The following is a 16,515-nucleotide window of genomic DNA, read 5'->3' on the forward strand; positions in this document are numbered from 1 at the left end:
TCAACCTCTGGCTCAGGTAGCAGAACTGATTCCCCAGCTTGTAGTAACAGCTATCCAACTCAATCACCATCAACCACAGAGCTCACAATCGCAGACTGAAGGCTGTGCTCATTTCTCCTGATCGGACTTGGCCAAGCCACTGCAAGTAAATATCCACTCAGAACCTGTTGCAAGGAAGTAGTGATCAAAGTGGATTCAACCAAAGCCGAGCCAAACATGAACAATCCGAGGCTTAAAGCCATGCTTCCCTGCAGCGCGTCTCCTGCCGCAATCATTCGCAGGGAATTTCGCAGACTGAGGCCAACAACAGTCACAAGCATCAAGGCTGCTGGCAAACCATAATCAGCCAAAGTTTGCAAAAAAGCATTGTGAGCATGTGAAGGACCAAGCTTTTTCCCAGGATTAGGTAGGGTTAATCGTTGACATGCCAAGGAGACCCGGTCTCCTCCCTGCCCAGTCAAAAGAGTGCTCCAGGAGCTAATTGATTGAGAGAAAAAGCATTGTGCCACGTTGGCCCGGCCAATATCGCTTGGATTGTTTTTAGAGAAAGGACTGCTTGGTAAATACATCGAAAGATTGATCATCAGACCAAGCATTAACACCATGATTACGACAGGGGTCGCCAATCGCCTTAGCTGGCCTCGGAAGCACCAAACAAGCTCTGCAAACAAAAGCACCAACACGGGAAACCCAGCGGCAGCACGAGAGCCTGTACAGAAGGCAAAGCCATAGGCGATCAGGCCGAGGGTGAAGGCAAAATATCTAGGCCAATTCCTATTACTATGGCGTGCCAAAGTGAAGCCTAATATACCGACAATTCCAAGAATATAGCCAGATCTATTAATCGTTATCCGCTGAAGACGCACCGCCTCGGCCGGCAAAAGTTCACGCAAATATTGGAATGGAATAATCTTTAAATTATCATTAAATCGCGTATAATCACGATCATAGTTATCTAGTTCAAAAGTGAACAAAGCCGCTAGAGCAATAAATAGTAGAATCCAAAATGAAGCTCGCCACTCCTCACGTTTACGGCCTACACCAACACTAAAAGCAAGCAGGACAAGTAACAGATCAGATGGAGAAGAGTTCGAAACCTGATGAGTAAGCATCGCCAAACCAATGGAGAGCACCCCCAACAAGTACCAGTAAATCGGTGAAATATTAGTGCGCAACACAAGCTTCAATCCCAGCCAGATCACCATCAGCAGCACCATGCCCATAGGATCACTGCTGCGCTGCAGGAGCAACGTGAACAGCGAAAGCGGCAGCAGCACATCTAGGAGAGCGTCCCATGTCAGGGACTCCAGCCAGGATGGAGTTGACAAGCTTATTCAAATAAATACCTATCCATCCTCTCACGACCCGCTTCCAGCAAAGTCCTTAACCCTGCCAATCAAAAGGTTGCCATTGCCACGCCAACATGAATCGAGCGGGGAGCCATGAGCAAATGCAGATGCCCTACTTGTAAATTTCTAAAATCCAATCAAAAAGACTCCCATTAACCAAGACGGCATGGTGAGATGAACTACATCAATACCGCCATACCAAAGACAAAAGCCCCACATCCCTTTCCCAAGAGGCCATAACCTTGCAAACATCGATGCAATGGCAAAAGATCATCAGCGACCGAGCATGATGAACAACCTCCCAGAGAGTCTTGACAACCCAAGAAAATCCATGACTGCCAGAAATTAACACAAGCTTGAAGCTATCTTAGCACCCAAAGACAAAACATCACCCCCAATCCTTTCCCAATCGGCCGACAAAGATGAACCTTAATTTAATCAAAATATTCAACAGATGGCTCATTGAAATCCAGCCCGTCGACGTGCTGCTACCCATCAGTATTGTTCTGCACACAGTTCAAGACAAACCTTTAAAGACAACAAGCCTGGGGCTATTGGTGATCTGGATGGCTTGGAGGCTGCTTGTTCCTTTACTGCAAGGAGTCATCAACGGCGATCGAAACTTCGAGGAAAAATTTCAGACTCCATTGATCCTTCTCCTGGGATTGCTTCTCATCAACACCCGCATGATTACGTTGCGCACTGATCTGCAAGGGGCAGTGCAATTCCTCCTCATTGCACTTGGACTCTTGGTCGGCTCGCTGCTCAGCCAGCGACAATGGAAGCACACGCTCACTTGGCTCGGCATCGCAGCCCTTCCAATCAGCTTCCTGTTCCTTCACGAAGCCATTACCTCTGGATTTCCACTCGTCATTAGCTCCGTAAAGCCGATCTTCAATAGAAGTTTGGATGGTTACGGAAGCCTGAATCGCTTTGCCACTCTGCTGGTGATGGTCACTATGGCCTCTTGGTACTCGTTTATCCTTAACCGTGGATTACTTATCAAGGGAATAACACTAGCAGGAGCAATCAGCGGATACCTACTTTGTCTCGGCAGTGGATCGAGAATGGCGACATGGGCCGTACCAATTAGTGCATTGATGGCCTGGTTGGTGATGCGCCTAAAAGGTCGTAGTAAAAAATTCTGGACTCTCGCAATCTCTCTCATTGCTCTGCTTGCAATCGCCCTCATTCTTTGGTGGTATTTAGGACCTAATGTGAGAGATAACGTTTATTCAGATAGCCACCGCCTGGCAGCAGCTGTGTGCTGGCTATCAGGGATGCTCTCAGGAAATAACCGATTCATATACGGTGTTGGCTGGTCAAGCGAAAGACTCAATAATTTGTGTTATCACATTCCAAATCACGACCATAAGTTAGGACATCTTGGCCATGCCCATAACACCTTAGCCCAGATGGGTGGTCATCACGGCCTGCTCGGAATCATTGCATTAATGATGCTGGTAATATTGATCGTGAGAGGACTTTTAAGACAACAATCCTCTATTCGCGAAGTTCTGCCTCTTGGGTTTCGTGGCACCACGTGGCCAGAAATGGCTCTAGGAATTAACTTTGCTCTCGCATTCAATGCCTTATCAACAACAATCCACCATCGCAGTCAAGTCAACCAAATATTAATTGGCCTTCTAGCAGCCACTGCTCTCTGCGTAATCAAACCGGCTAGCGACGAATCAAGTCAAGAACGTTTCTGACTCGCCTTCTCAAGCAACGCAGCAACCGCCGCCAAATGGTGGCTTACCGTGAAACGTGATGCCACGCGTTGCTGTCCAGCCAAGCCCATGCGACTGGCTAAACCTGGATCGCGAGCCAAGCGCGCCATAGCAGAGGCCATCCTCTGCAAATCCCCCTCATCAACCAAAAAACCACTGATGCCTTCCTGCACAACCTCAGGAATTCCTCCATGAAGTGTCGCTACTACGGGTAGGCCGCTCAACTGAGCTTCCATCACCGCTACAGGGCTACCTTCACTATCTCCATCAGGAGCTACACGAGAATGCTGTACAAAGCAACGCGCTTGCCTTAGAAGTTGTGCCACCGTGTCTCGACCAGCGACACCAGGCAAGCTCACAACTTTGCCAAGACCTAACTGGTGCACTAACTGCTTGGCCTGATTCAACAGCGGTCCATCGCCAAGGATTACCAAGCTAGTTTTTGCAACCTCAGATTCAGTCAATAGTTGTCGCATAGCGGCGAAGGCGTGGATTGTTTCCAGCGGACCTTTTTTGGCAACAAAACGGCCTATGGCTACAAATAAAGGTGCGGAACTGCCAGGGTCGGCACCATGGAATAGTCGTTGATCAGCTCCCGAAGGGCTGACAATCATGTGCTCATCTGCTGCGCCCAAATCCAGCAAGGTACGGCGCATCGGTTGGCTTTTAACGATGACCCCAGAGACAATCACCATCAATCGGCGATAGCGTTCTTTTAGGAGTCCCAGCCTATTCCGTGCCGAAGCATCAGAACCGCGAAAATGTACCACCAATGGAGTATCACTCCAAGTGGCCGCCTCCATGATGCGTACCGCATGAAAACCGAACTCCGCCATCAACACATCGGGCTGGTGACGACGGATCAAGAGCAAGGCAACCAAAGAACCTGGCAGCGAGGCCAACCGCAAAAAGCCAAATCTTGTAAGCGCCTTACTCACAAGAATGGCGAGTCCATAGGCCAAGCGACCTGGATCAGATAGCGGCTGCTCATCACCGAAATAGGCCGTGATCTCAAAAGGCAGTCCCTGAAGATTGGCTCTTACAAAAGTTTCCGTTGGCGCTCGCTGTGTTGGCGCGAACACAAGCAAGCGAATGCTCATGGCAGAGCAAGAACTGAACGCCACTGTGTTTCCACCTGCGGCCAATCAAGGGCTGTAAGGCGTTCACGTGCGGCGCATCCCAAACGAGCTCGAAGAGCAGCATCTCCAGCAAGCTCCAACATCGCATTGGCCAGCGCATGATGATCATCGCTGGGAACCACAATGCCGGAACGGCGATGTTCGACCACCTCTAGTGGCCCTGGTGAAGCGTCAGTAACAATCACAGCAAGTCCGGCAGCCATCGCCTCCAAAAGAGCATTGGGCATGCCTTCAAATCTTGACGGCAACACGAATACAGACGCTGCGGCGAGATACGTCTCTGGGTCCCTGCGAAAGCCCTTGAAATGCACACGTTGGGCGACACCCTCGACTGCCGCCTGATTCTCCAGTGCCGACCGTTCCGGGCCATCGCCTACCAAAAGAACTGGCCATTGACTGGCTGGTCCAGTGACTAATGCAAGCGCACGAATCAAAACATCAATGCCCTTCTGAGGAACCAGCCTTGCCACGGTCACAAACGCCTCTGGCCGTATCCCATAACCTGCATCGGAAACATGGAGGGATTCACCCTTTCCCGGCAGGGGATTGGGCAATAGTTCTAGGCGTTGCAAGTTGGGCAAACACTCAAGAGATTGCCGAACGCCTTCGGTATTGGCGGTGACCACATCGGCACGACGATAGAGAACCTCACGAAGCCGCTGCCAAGGGAAAGGCAACGACTGACGCGATAAATCATTGCGCTCAGAAATCACCAGGTGGGTCGACGAATCCCATAGGGCCTGGCACACCAACATGTTGGTAATACTTAAAAACGCCAGGACCCGCTGAGGTTGATGCTGGCGAAACAAATCCTTAAGCAGCACTGCCTGAGGCCCACCAACCCCGTGTACACACCAACAGAGCAATCCTGATGCAAGGCCATTCCTGCCAGGCTTAGCCTCGCTACTCAACCAAGGCCAAACCAGCAGCAGCAAAAGTTTTGCGGAGATGCGATGTAGTCGTCTCCGCTGTGCAAAAACGAATCGTCGCCCACGAGCTAGCAAAGATCGATTCCAATGATCCCTGCGCCAAGCGGCATCGACAGCAGGCCCGAGATCAAAATGATCAAGTCCATCAGGGAGGCAATGGGCAATGGAATGACCTGGCAGCAAAGTCACAACACGCAGGCTTAGCCCCTGAGCCGCGAAGTGATCAGCAGCGAGAAGAGCAACCTTTTGGGCACCGCCCGGTCCCAAATGAGGCAACACCAGCCAAAGATCATCCATCTTTGCCATGCCGAATGCCCTGATGATCTGCTATTTGCAAGCCTGCCAGAGCTTTACAGAAACTCTGACGCAAAGCCTTTTGAGCAAATCGTTCGTGAACACCTAATGCTTGTTTGGCTAATGAACGGCGCCGCGTTGTATCGGCCAAAAGCTCAGCCAAAGCCTCAGCCCAATCCATGGGAGAAGCCTCCATAGGCATTAACAGCCCATTACGACCATTCTCAATCAAATCGGCTGGGCCAGTGAGGCAATCAGAGGCAACACAAGCACAGCCTGCCGCCATGGCCTCCAGTAACACGTTAGGGAAACCCTCATAACGCGAGGGAAGAACATAAATCCCAGCACGTTGATACCAATCCATCATGTTGCCAACGCGCCCCGGGAAGTGAAGTCGAGCCTGAAAGTCGCCATGTTGAGCAAGCAGAGCTCGCAAATTGGCCTGCTGATCCATGCCGTGATAGGTCGTCGACGCAAGGCCCAAAATCACGAGTTGCACCCTTGGCGAGCGAGCTGCCAATAAGGCAAAGGTCTGCACCAAGCGATCGAAACCCTTTTGATAGGCCTTGGTGCCAGCAGCCAAAATGAGAGGGTCATCTGCAACCACCCCGGCAGCCGCAAGCCAAGACTCTGGGTCAGGGGCAGGATCAAAACATGGCAGTGGCCACTGCACGGGATTCGGAAACAGCAGCTGATGCTTGGCTCCAACATTGTTCGCAAGCCACTTGCCCGTGGATCGGGTCTGCACTAGATGGAGATCTGCCCATGGATAGGTCAAACGTCTTAACAACCGCCAAGGCAGAGCAAGTCGCTTAGCCGGTGGATAGTTCCGCTCAGAAACAACGCATGGCACAGCCAGAGGACGTGTGGCTAGAAGCAGCTTGATGGCTGGCAACGTTGTCATACCAATAGCCACGGCAACCCGCTCACGCCGAATCCAACACCGCAAACGCTGTACCCGCCATGGGAAACCAAACCAACGCAGCCTCTTGAGCCAATCTGGATCAACAGGCTCAGCTGCCCTCTCAACTCCAGCCGGAATGGGGTAAAAATCCCTTCCCAAAGGCTGACGGGTTAAAACAACTGGAGTCCAACCTTCCTGATACAACCACTGTGCAAGGGTGAGAGTGATCCTCTCCGCACCCCCAATTTTCAAAGAGTCAACATACAAAAGCACTCGTGGCGATGAGGCATCAACCACATCCTTCATTGACAGACCTCAGCAAGTTTAGTATCTAGATAATCAGGGAATAAGGGCAACACTCCATCAAGTGACAATCCCTTATTCTTAACCATTAATCGCAATAATTCGTGAATCCTTTGCGGATCATGGCTGGGACCAGTGATCATTAGCTCCAGGCTATCAACCTCTTCAAGAAGAGCCTTGGCAAAACCTCGATGATCCTCTTGCGCATTGCTTTCATCATGGATGGATTGATGACAATGATCCACAACCAGAACAAGCCTTTGCCTCGCCCTCTGATAAAGGGATTGATCCCCCAAACGCCAAGCTTCAAGGACATCGATCGTGAGGCATCGCATCAGATTGCGAGTCAAGCGGAAGGAAGTATCTCTATCTATCGCATTCAGATCGAACCCATCCATAAACTCCGCTGCTTTTCGTCCAATAGCCGCCACTGACTTTCGATCGCCAAGCGCTAAATACAAGCGCGTGAGTGTTGAATAGCAAGAAATCAATAACTTTGCTCGATTCGAGCGATTTGCTCGCCGACATAGTCTTGTGCCTGGATCACTTTCAAGTTGAACAACAAACCACTGCAAAGCAAGCGCTGATTCACGCATTCTGACTTGATCCCCACTCTCAACCATCCGATAGGCCAGCACGACTCGGGAATAACATCGGTAGGTCAATGGCAGCCGAACACTTCTGGCTAAAGTTTCGAACAAAGCAATCTGCTGTTGTAGATCTTCAGGACGCGAACCCCGACGAAAAAGTAATTTGCGTAAGTAAGAAATCTGGCCGTAATTAATCCAAAGATCTTCCATGACTTCAAGCGCATAATTGAAATCACCTGCTTGCACTGAACGTGGAATCAAGGCACGTAGCACAGGCAGATTGAGTGGCCAACGGTGTCTAAAAACTTGCAACATCTCCAAGGCATTCTGATGGGCACCAATTCGATCCAGCCCAGCAGCCAAGGAAGTCGCGAGCTGCGACAGGAGCCATTCATGCCAATAGTGACGAAGACGACGCACTCTGACTCTGGCTCGTCCAGAGGAAACACCACTGACTCGAGCGTCAGGCAAAATTCCCAGCTCGTTCAGCACCGACAACATGGCTGCTGTTCGCACCTCATAGGTGTGTGCTGCCGCTATAGCGAGTCGCTCCGTCAAAGCCGGTCCTTCAGAAGCAAGCGCATTGGCAATTGCCACTTCAAAGGAGTCCGCTTCAGACTCACAAAGATGTGCCGCTACAGCGTGGGGACGAAGAGCAGGAATCGCAGTGGCAACGACTGGTTTCCCAGACGCCAAATACTCGAAGAACTTCATCGGGAACATATGACGGGTGTAGCTGTTTTGCCGCAATGGCAGCAAGGCGACATCACAGTGAGCAAGCCAAGAAGGCAAATCGCTATAGGGCTGCGCGCCAACGAAGTGAACATTGGAGAACGTGAGCAAATTGGAAACATCCGTTTCGGGATCTGCCTCCCCCACAGGACCAACAAAGACATAGGTCCACTCAGGGTGGCGCGCCGCCAAGATCTCAAGCATCGGCAAATTCAGCTTGTAGGCATCAATGGCGCCGATGAATAGCAAGCGAGGCCTAGGGAGATCATTGAGAGAAGGAGGACACGGCAATGTTCCACTCAATGCCTGTCCAAAATGTTGCTGATCAGCGACGTTGCCGAAAAAATGAGTATGAGGATGAATCTTTTCCAGGTCAGCCTGTAGATCCGGGGAAGTGGTAAAGACAACATCCACAGCTCGGCAAAGCTGCCGCTCGCTTGCGCTGATCCTTTCCGCCGGCATACCTGGTTGAGCCTGGATGCGATCAACGCAGTGATAAATGCTTCCACCAAAACTACCCAACGCCAAATAGCGACATGTCAGTGGGTTATAAGTCCAAAGGATTGGTTGCCAGAAGCGCAGCCAAAGCAAGGCAAAACGCAGCCCCAAAGTGAATAATTGCCGATTCAGAATCAAAGCAAAGCCAGCCGTCCCGCCGGGCAGCACAAGAGGTGACCACACCCAAAGGGCCTCGCCCACTTGCCGAGGCGGACGCAACACTCGACCAAGACGCCGCAGGATACGGCCTCGATCAGCCGCCCCTGCACGAGGAGGACGCAGACCGAGCGAATCCACATACAACACTCTGTGGCCGGCAGCCGCCAGGGACACAGCAACATGTTGCTTATTGGTCCATAACGGATGATCCCAGTCAGCAGTTGAAAGAACCACAAAGTCAGCCATGGTCAGTTCAGGCGCTCTCGAAACGAGTCATCTCTCGAAAAGATGAAGACGAGGAGCAAAGTGTCTCGTAATCACCGGATGCCTTGATGCAACCATCCTGCAATTCATAAATACGATCACACTTCTTGACTGTAGTAAGTCTGTGGGCAATCACAATCGTGGTACAGCGTCTACCTATCAACTCAAGTGCCTGTAAAACATCATGCTCGGTTTTGTTGTCGAGAGCACTTGTTGCCTCATCCAACACCAACACCTTGGCATTGCGAAAGAAAGCTCTAGCCAGAGACAATCTTTGACGCTGACCGCCAGAAAGTTTCACCCCGTTCTCACCAACCATGGTGAATAATCCATAGGGCATCTGACTCACATAGTCGTCAAACTGGGCCGCCTCCAGCGCGGCCCAAATATCATCATCATTGATTGATTCTAAATCCTGGCCGAAAGCAATATTCTCGCGCACACTTGCATCAAGAAGGCGAATATCCTGTGGAACAAGAGCACAATTGGCCTGCCAAGCTGGCACCTCCTCTTCATTAAGAGGAACTCCATCAAGGGAGAGTTCTCCTCGAGTGGGACGAAATAGCCCCAACAACAAATGAGCCAGAGTGCTCTTGCCACTGCCAGTACGCCCAACTAAAGCGATCCTGGAACCCACCGGAATGGTGAGGTTGACATCTCTAAGCACCTCGCGATCGCTGCCGCCATAGCAAAAACCCACTCCCTCGAGCTCAATAAATCTACGCGGCATCACCCCATCAGGCGTGGGCACACCTGGCGAAGAAAGCACAAGGCGATCAGGGGTCATACTCAACAACTGCAGGGCATCCTTAATTTCAGGCAGCCCACCCCGCAGCTTGTTAATGCTGCGAAACATAGACTGCAGGGGAGAGGAAATACGCAACAAAGTAACAAGGACTGCTGCCAAAGTCGGCACAGCCTCCCTGATGCGATCTGTATCCCCAGCCAATAATGCCGGAGCCAGACCAACTAAAAATAGAATCGTGATCCCTGCAGGCTCAATGATGAAGCGAGGCACATCAGGCAATAACTTAGAGAGACGGTCATAACGCTTGGCGACGACACCATCACGTGAGAAACGGCGGACAAAAAATTCATCGGCCGAATAAATCTGCACATCTCTCATCGACCTAAGCGACTCCATCAGCAACAAATTGATCCGGCGCGAATAACGAACCTTTTGCTTCGTTGCCAAGCGTAAATAGGGGGTAATAATCCTTGAGGCAAGCGAATATGCAGCCAACATCAAGACAAAAATCAACAACGCATTCCAGCCGAGCACAAAAACAACTCCGACCAGAAGAACCAAAACCGAAAGAGTGTTACCAACAATTGTGATCAGAGGTGTAACAACTGTGGTTGAAACACGGTTCAGAATTCTGTTGAAGCGCTCGGAAAGATGTGCAGTTCGGTTGTGAGTGAAAAACTCATAGCGTTGCAACATCAAATTGGCATAGACCTTATTAACTAAATCTGTCCAGATCTCCGCACTGAGCATGCTTTGCATCAGCGAAACACCAAAACGGATCGCCGAAGTAAACCAGAATGATGCGATTAGGAGTCCTAACAACCATCCGGTTTGATCAAGAATTCCGCCACCAAAAAAGCGAATACCCGGAATACGATCATGCAACGTCGCTCCCGACATCACCCCTACCAACCTGGCCAGCAGACCAACCAGAAGCATGTCAAGCAAGCCCTGAAAAAAGGAGGCCAGCAAAACAAGAATCAGAAGGTTGATGCGCTTAGAAGGAAGTTGACGCAGCAGCTGTCTTAGTTCATTCCAGGTCTGGCTTTGCAAGAGCATGGACACGCCGCACAATTCTTCTCGGAGGCAGACGAAACGCAAGCATCCTTAAAGTTCAAGTTACTGGTTGCCAACCTCCACAATCAGCAACAGGTCGGCCAGCCAGGTAACCGATTGACCATCCCCAAGTCCCCTAGTCGATGCAGCAGCTCATCAGAAAGACAGAAGCCACAATTAGCGGCGAGAGATCAGCCGTCTCAAAAGCCTCAATATTCGGCCAACCTTTCGATTGAATCGCATCAGAAAGGTTGGAGACCTCCTGAGGGGCACTTCATCTGACGGCATGGTCTCAATAGCAGCCAACGCCGATCTCCAACGCGACATCAAAGCCGTTTCCGTATGTTCACTTAACAGCTGATTGAGCCGCTCCTGCGTTGGATGCCAAGCCGCCGGCTCTCGCACAGATTCGCAAATCCGTCGCACATCCCAGGCAAGACTGCCGCAACCAATCTGATGGCCCACCACACTCGGATCAAGTGTATCGGCGAGCGCATGGTTGAAACTGCTGAAGACCACGCAGCCGCAAGCCATCGCCTCTAGAGGGGGCAAGCCAAAGCCCTCACTCAGGCCATTACTCCGCCAATACTCAGCCGAATCGTAGATATAAACCTTAGAAGCGTTGAACAGAGCGACCAGATCCTCCACCCAGCCACTCTGAACCACAACCTTCAGCCCTAGCTTTCTCAAGGCAGGAACTAATTGCCCCAACACATAACGGCTACTCTTTCGCTCCTGCACCAAGACATCGATTGGGCGATCTCCAGCTTCAGCCACAGCTGCTCCAAGCCGAGCACCTCGCTCCAACCAATACGGCTCTAAAGCATTAGGTACTAAAAAAAGAGGATTGCGAGGTGCTCGGTCACCCCAGTAGCCAAGGGTATTCCTGCTCACAGCGAAGACAGGAACCCCTGATGGAAGATCAAATCCATAGCCGCTGCTATGGGCGTGATAAACCACATGCCGCCCCCTTAGACGCCGCAATAACTTCGGCACTTCAAACCCCCAGCTCACCACCCAAAGTGTTTCTCCTGGAGCTGGTTCTTGCTGCAAAAGATCATCCAAAAACAGATAATCGTCCTGACGGTTCCGATAAGTCACCAAATCAGTAGGCATAAGCCTGTTCACCAACCTTGCGGTATGGAGCGCCACTGAGAGACCACCGCAGCGATAGCGATCAGTAGTCCCCGGAACCAGAAAAAAGACGCGACGCACAGGGGCGAGGGGACTAACCGATGCAGAACTATGCCGCAGTTTGATCAAATCTGACGATTACAAAGCCCCTCAGGCCACCACAGCCTCGGTGCTGCCACCTCGTTGGCGGCACGTGAACCATCCACAAACAGGACCTTCCCAATCGCAGCCACTAGGTTGCGAAAACTGGAGAGATCAACCACGCCTTGGAGGAAAGAGCTCACGAAACCAGTGTTCTCGGCCATCGTGTGGGCTGCCTTAATACCTTCTCTCAGTGCGCTCGAAAGGGCTACCGCCATTGGGGAAACAAAGCATTTACAGGTGAAAGGACATTAAAAATAACTGGCTGCTTCATGAAGTCATCGATTGCAGAGGGTTAAGAGAACAACCTCGCCGCTGAACTGATTTGCATCAACAAGGCGGCACTAAAACCACTAGCTCCAAAGGTGTATTTATTAGAGCAAGATCAAGGGGCTCACCCTCAAACCTATTGCAAATCTCTGGATCATCCCATCAACAAATGAAGCTGGATTGAGCGGCTGGTATATGCAGACTCAAGACATGCCCATTGAATCTGGCCCTGAGCAAACTCCAAGTGATGCATCGTGTAGCGACTTCATCCAGTCTTCTGAAGCGGACCAATCTTGCAGGATCAATCAGTGCCATGCCATTACGGTTGCGGCACTTTGATGTTGTCCCTGATGAGGAATCGCTCTGCCATGTCATGTTTATTGCTACTCGATCATCTCAAGGCGATGAATGCAGTCCTTGAGACTGGGCTGTCATGAGTTTGCAGCCATTGGCTGCACGAGTAGGGCGTTATGGACTAGTCGGACTAGCAGCTGCAGCCATACACGCAACGCTGCTGGTGCTCATGGCAAAGCTCATACCGTTCTGGCTGAGCAACCTCAGTGGCTTCTTAGCCGCCTCATTGGTCAGCTATCTAGGCCATGCCCTGTACACCTTCCGTTCAGAAACAACTGGACAGCGCTTCGCACGTCGCTGGTTGCTTCTGCAGTTCAGTGTCAATGTCAGCGTGAGTGCACTGTTGCCATTGGCGCTCAACCCTTGGGCTTCACTACCCATCACCACAGTGATGCTGGTTTTTACACCGACATTGCTCAATGCTTTGATCTGGTCAAGGGCTGCCCGATTCAGCATGCGCCGGCAGCAACGATCGAACAAGACGAAGCCTCAACTGCATGCCGATGACCTAGGTCTCACCAATGCGACCAACACCGCCATCCTTGCTCTTGCTGCGGCCAAGCAGTTGGACAGCGCCAGCCTGCTGGTCAATGGCAATGCTGTTGAGTCCGCTATTGAAAAATGTAAAAACTGCCCCAGCCTTCAACTGTGCTTGCACCTCTGCCTAAGCGAAGGTCGAGCAGTAGCGCCCCCTCAACAAGTGTCTGGACTCATTGATGATGCAGGGCGGCTCAAATGCTCTTTTGGGACGTTAATGCTGGCATCATGCCTACCTAAAAAGGCGCCAAGACGACGACGACTTGAAAGACAACTTCGCTGTGAACTGAATTCTCAAATCCAGCGATTTCGAGAACTCACTGGACTCACCATCATCGCCATTGATGGCCATCAGCATGTGCATCTGGTGCCAATCGTGCTCGATGTAATCCTCGAACTAGCACCTGAGCAAGGCATCAGCTGGTTACGCACCACTGCTGAGCCCTTGCCCACTGGGCTCTCATCACGCTACTGGCTAACAGCTCTAATGAATGGTGGCTGGTTGAAGTGGCTTGTGCTGCAGAGCCTCACTCGCATGGCTTTACCACGACTGCGCAAAGCGTTAGTCGCGACCAACGTCCGATTTGCCGGCGTGCTTTTCACAGGGCGAATGGTGGATGCTCCGCTCAAAGCCGCTTGGCAAGACCTCAAATCTGTTTCATTCTCACCACCGCAAACACAACCTTTGCTGCTATCGCATCCAGCTGCACCGCTAAAGCCAGAAGAGATTCATAAGGGCCTAACAGATTTCCCTTTATCTCGTACATTTTTCTCATCCTCATGGCGTCAACTGGAGTGGCAAGCAGTCAAAAAACTACAAGCCAGTTCCTCCACTCAAAGTGAACCGTAAATGGCCCTAATGAAATAGTGTGGTCTCGCTTTGGTATCCACATAGATCCGACCGATGTACTCGCCAAGTACACCGATACCAATCAATTGAATGCCCCCCAAAAACAGAACCGCCACAATCAGTGAGGCATAGCCAGGAAGATCAACCCCATTAAAAATCGTGATCAAAACGATAACTGCGGCGTAAAGCAAACTAATTAAGGAAACTACAAGGCCCAAAAAACTCCAAACCTTAAGAGGAATCACTGAGAAGGAAAAGATGCCATCAAGGGCATAGCTCCATAACTTCAGGGGGCTCCAGGAGCTACGACCTCCCATTCGTTTCACCCTGCTGTAACTCAGCTCGACACTGCGATATCCAGTCCAAGGCAGCAAACCTTTGGAGAAACGGCTGAATTCACGCATTTGAGTGAGGGCTTGCACAACTGGTGCACTGAGCAAACGAAAATCTCCTGCTCCATCAATCAGTTGAATGGAATCCACTACCCGGTTGAAAACCCTGTAGAACCAGGAGGAAGTTGTTACTTTCAATCTTGATTCCTGATCACGATCGTCACGGACTGCAGTGACAACCTCAGCACCATCACGCCAAGCCTGAGCCATCTGCGTAATCAACTCTGGCGGATGCTGAAGATCTGAATCAATTAGCACCACAGCATCGCAGTGGCCCTGGGCATAATCCAAGCCGGCCAGCATTGCCGATTCTTTACCAAAGTTCCTTGTGAGCTCCAACAAAGTGACTGGAGTAGAAGCCTTAGAACCAACAAATCGTTGCTGCCATGAGCGGATCTGAGCCACCGTGCCGTCACGTGAGCCATCATCCACCAGCAACAAATGACTAACTTCCGGCAAGACAAGCACTCGTTCGATGAACTGACAGATCACAGCCTCTTCATTGAAACAGGCAGCTACTACCCAGATCTGACCAGGCAAACGCTCTGAGATTGATGACCTCTCCATCATTCACTATGAACGTAGAACAGCACTACTGAATTCGAGAAGAATTTGGCAAGCTCAAGCTACGTCGCTTAAGTCTGGTCGTCAGGTCCACCACCAAGGCATAGGCTCGCCTGAGCACGCGTCACCGTCGCGCACGTTTCCCATGGCTCAGTTCGAGAAGCTCTCCGCCCCAAGCCAGGGCACGGCAATCCGCTTCGTGAACGGTCAGCCAGTCGTACCCAACGAGCCAATCATTCCCTTCATCCGCGGTGATGGCACAGGTGTGGACATCTGGCCGGCGACCCAACGAGTGCTGGATGCAGCTGTAACAAAGGCCTATCAAGGCGTGCGTCGTATCGAATGGTTCAAGGTCTATGCAGGTGACGAGGCCTGCGATCTCTACGGCACCTACCAGTACCTACCAGAGGACACCCTTGAAGCGATCCGCACCTATGGGGTCGCCATCAAAGGTCCCCTCACGACTCCAGTCGGTGGCGGCATCCGTTCCCTCAATGTGGCCCTACGTCAAATCTTCGATTTGTATTCCTGCGTCCGCCCCTGTCGCTACTACAAGGGCACACCCAGCCCCCACAAACGGCCTCAGGATCTTGATGTCATCGTCTACCGAGAAAACACGGAAGATATCTACATGGGGGTGGAATGGGAAGCCGATGATCCAGTCGGCCAGACATTGCGCGAACATCTCAACACTGTCGTCATTCCCGCCAACGGCAAGCTCGGCAAACGCCAGATTCCTCAAGGCTCAGGCATCGGCATCAAGCCGGTAAGCAAGCACGGCAGCCAGCGTCATATCCGCAAAGCGATTCAACATGCTCTTCGGCTGAAGGGCGACAAGCGCCACGTCACCTTGGTGCACAAAGGCAACATCATGAAGTTCACCGAAGGAGCCTTCCGTGACTGGGGCTATGAACTCGCCACAAGCGAGTTCCGCGACGTGTGCATCACCGAAAGGGAGAGCTGGATTCTCGGCAATCTTGAAAACGATCCACAACTAAGCATCCAAGCCAATGCCCGCATGATCGAGCCTGGCTATGACAGCCTCACGCCTGAGAGAAAGGCCAGCATCGATGCCGAAGTGCACGGCGTGCTGGATGCCATCGGCACCAGTCATGGCAACGGCCAATGGAAAGGGATGGTGCTTGTCGATGACCGCATCGCCGACAGCATCTTCCAACAAATCCAAACGCGGCCGCAGGAATACTCAATCCTGGCAACACTCAACCTCAATGGCGACTACATCTCTGACGCAGCCGCAGCGATGGTGGGCGGATTAGGCATGGCCCCGGGAGCCAACATCGGCGAGAACGCTGCCATCTTCGAAGCGACCCATGGAACAGCACCCAAGCATGCCGGCCTTGATCGCATCAACCCAGGATCGGTGATCCTCAGCGGCGTGATGATGCTGGAGTTTCTGGGCTGGCAAGAAGCTGCAGACTTGATCACAAAAGGGCTCAGTGCTGCGATTGCCAATCAAGAGGTCACTTATGACCTGGCTCGCCTCATGGACCCACCCGTAGAACCTGTGAGCTGCAGTGGCTTCTCTGAGGCCGTCATCAGCCACTTCTAAGGCTAATG

General features: G+C 51.6%; 12 protein-coding genes and 1 pseudogene. 4 read left to right on the top strand and 9 right to left on the bottom strand.

Going from position 1 to position 16,515, the window contains the following annotated elements; translation table 11 throughout:
• Nucleotides 1-59 precede the first annotated feature (59 nt).
• Entirely contained in the window at nucleotides 60-1,328 is a 1,269-nt protein-coding gene (locus SIB79_RS09990) for an O-antigen ligase family protein (protein ID WP_081215707.1), read from the bottom strand.
• 503 nt (nucleotides 1,329-1,831) lie between these two features.
• On the opposite strand from SIB79_RS09990, the gene SIB79_RS09995 reads away from it, so the two are divergent.
• On the top strand, nucleotides 1,832-3,061 hold the full coding sequence (locus tag SIB79_RS09995) for an O-antigen ligase family protein (protein WP_155724709.1): 1,230 nt from the start codon (nucleotides 1,832-1,834) through the stop codon (nucleotides 3,059-3,061).
• On the opposite strand, the gene SIB79_RS10000 is transcribed toward SIB79_RS09995, so the two are convergent.
• The 7 genes and pseudogenes from SIB79_RS10000 to SIB79_RS10030 form a co-directional block, all read right to left on the bottom strand.
• Nucleotides 3,046-4,179, bottom strand: coding sequence for a glycosyltransferase (locus SIB79_RS10000; protein WP_063404886.1), 1,134 nt, complete (start codon nucleotides 4,177-4,179; stop codon nucleotides 3,046-3,048). The two genes, SIB79_RS09995 and SIB79_RS10000, sit on opposite strands and share 16 nt — an antisense overlap.
• A complete protein-coding gene (locus SIB79_RS10005) occupies nucleotides 4,176-5,453 on the bottom strand; it encodes a glycosyltransferase (protein ID WP_081215706.1) in 1,278 nt (425 codons plus the stop codon). Before SIB79_RS10005 ends, SIB79_RS10000 begins: the two co-directional genes overlap by 4 nt.
• The gene (locus SIB79_RS10010; RefSeq protein ID WP_063404883.1) at nucleotides 5,437-6,651 is read right to left on the bottom strand and encodes a glycosyltransferase; all 1,215 of its coding nucleotides are present in this window, start codon (nucleotides 6,649-6,651) and stop codon (nucleotides 5,437-5,439) included. The genes SIB79_RS10005 and SIB79_RS10010 overlap by 17 nt, the downstream gene beginning before the upstream one ends.
• On the bottom strand, nucleotides 6,648-8,873 hold the full coding sequence (locus SIB79_RS10015) for a glycosyltransferase (protein WP_063404881.1): 2,226 nt from the start codon (nucleotides 8,871-8,873) through the stop codon (nucleotides 6,648-6,650). Before SIB79_RS10015 ends, SIB79_RS10010 begins: the two co-directional genes overlap by 4 nt.
• Nucleotides 8,874-8,880: 7 nt before the next feature.
• Nucleotides 8,881-10,698: an ABC transporter ATP-binding protein gene (locus SIB79_RS10020; RefSeq protein ID WP_063404879.1), complete on the bottom strand. Its 1,818-nt coding sequence runs from the start codon at nucleotides 10,696-10,698 to the stop codon at nucleotides 8,881-8,883.
• A gap of 174 nt (nucleotides 10,699-10,872) precedes the next feature.
• Nucleotides 10,873-11,910, bottom strand: a complete 1,038-nt coding sequence (locus tag SIB79_RS10025) for a glycosyltransferase (protein WP_063405394.1) — start codon at nucleotides 11,908-11,910, stop codon at nucleotides 10,873-10,875.
• A gap of 146 nt (nucleotides 11,911-12,056) precedes the next feature.
• Nucleotides 12,057-12,188 (bottom strand): annotated as a pseudogene (locus tag SIB79_RS10030) (biliverdin-producing heme oxygenase); the annotation flags it as partial.
• A 269-nt stretch (nucleotides 12,189-12,457) separates the two neighbouring features.
• Here SIB79_RS10030 and SIB79_RS10035 point away from each other — a divergent pair.
• Nucleotides 12,458-12,661, top strand: coding sequence for a hypothetical protein (locus SIB79_RS10035; RefSeq protein ID WP_063404874.1), 204 nt, complete (start codon nucleotides 12,458-12,460; stop codon nucleotides 12,659-12,661).
• Nucleotides 12,662-12,673: 12 nt separating this feature from the next.
• On the top strand, nucleotides 12,674-13,981 hold the full coding sequence (locus SIB79_RS10040) for a ChbG/HpnK family deacetylase (protein WP_063404872.1): 1,308 nt from the start codon (nucleotides 12,674-12,676) through the stop codon (nucleotides 13,979-13,981).
• On the opposite strand, the gene SIB79_RS10045 is transcribed toward SIB79_RS10040, so the two are convergent.
• Nucleotides 13,966-14,940, bottom strand: a complete 975-nt coding sequence (locus tag SIB79_RS10045; RefSeq protein ID WP_063405392.1) for a glycosyltransferase family 2 protein — start codon at nucleotides 14,938-14,940, stop codon at nucleotides 13,966-13,968. The genes SIB79_RS10040 and SIB79_RS10045 overlap by 16 nt on opposite strands.
• Before the next feature lie 142 nt (nucleotides 14,941-15,082).
• On the opposite strand from SIB79_RS10045, the gene SIB79_RS10050 reads away from it, so the two are divergent.
• Nucleotides 15,083-16,507, top strand: a complete 1,425-nt coding sequence (locus SIB79_RS10050; RefSeq protein WP_063404870.1) for an NADP-dependent isocitrate dehydrogenase — start codon at nucleotides 15,083-15,085, stop codon at nucleotides 16,505-16,507.
• Nucleotides 16,508-16,515: the final 8 nt, after the last annotated feature.

It is taken from the genome of Prochlorococcus sp. MIT 1342, from assembly GCF_047304495.1.
Classification (GTDB): Bacteria; Cyanobacteriota; Cyanobacteriia; order PCC-6307; family Cyanobiaceae; genus Prochlorococcus; species Prochlorococcus marinus_D.

Coding starts and splice junctions, on each gene's coding strand:
- SIB79_RS10000 (WP_063404886.1), bottom strand. CDS start 4,179: ATGAGCATTCGCTTGCTTGTGTTCGCGCCAACACAGCGAGCGCCAACG.
- SIB79_RS10005 (WP_081215706.1), bottom strand. CDS start 5,453: ATGGCAAAGATGGATGATCTTTGGCTGGTGTTGCCTCATTTGGGACCG.
- SIB79_RS10010 (WP_063404883.1), bottom strand. CDS start 6,651: ATGAAGGATGTGGTTGATGCCTCATCGCCACGAGTGCTTTTGTATGTT.
- SIB79_RS10015 (WP_063404881.1), bottom strand. CDS start 8,873: ATGGCTGACTTTGTGGTTCTTTCAACTGCTGACTGGGATCATCCGTTA.
- SIB79_RS10020 (WP_063404879.1), bottom strand. CDS start 10,698: ATGCTCTTGCAAAGCCAGACCTGGAATGAACTAAGACAGCTGCTGCGT.
- SIB79_RS10040 (WP_063404872.1), top strand. CDS start 12,674: ATGAGTTTGCAGCCATTGGCTGCACGAGTAGGGCGTTATGGACTAGTC.
- SIB79_RS10045 (WP_063405392.1), bottom strand. CDS start 14,940: ATGGAGAGGTCATCAATCTCAGAGCGTTTGCCTGGTCAGATCTGGGTA.
- SIB79_RS10050 (WP_063404870.1), top strand. CDS start 15,083: ATGGCTCAGTTCGAGAAGCTCTCCGCCCCAAGCCAGGGCACGGCAATC.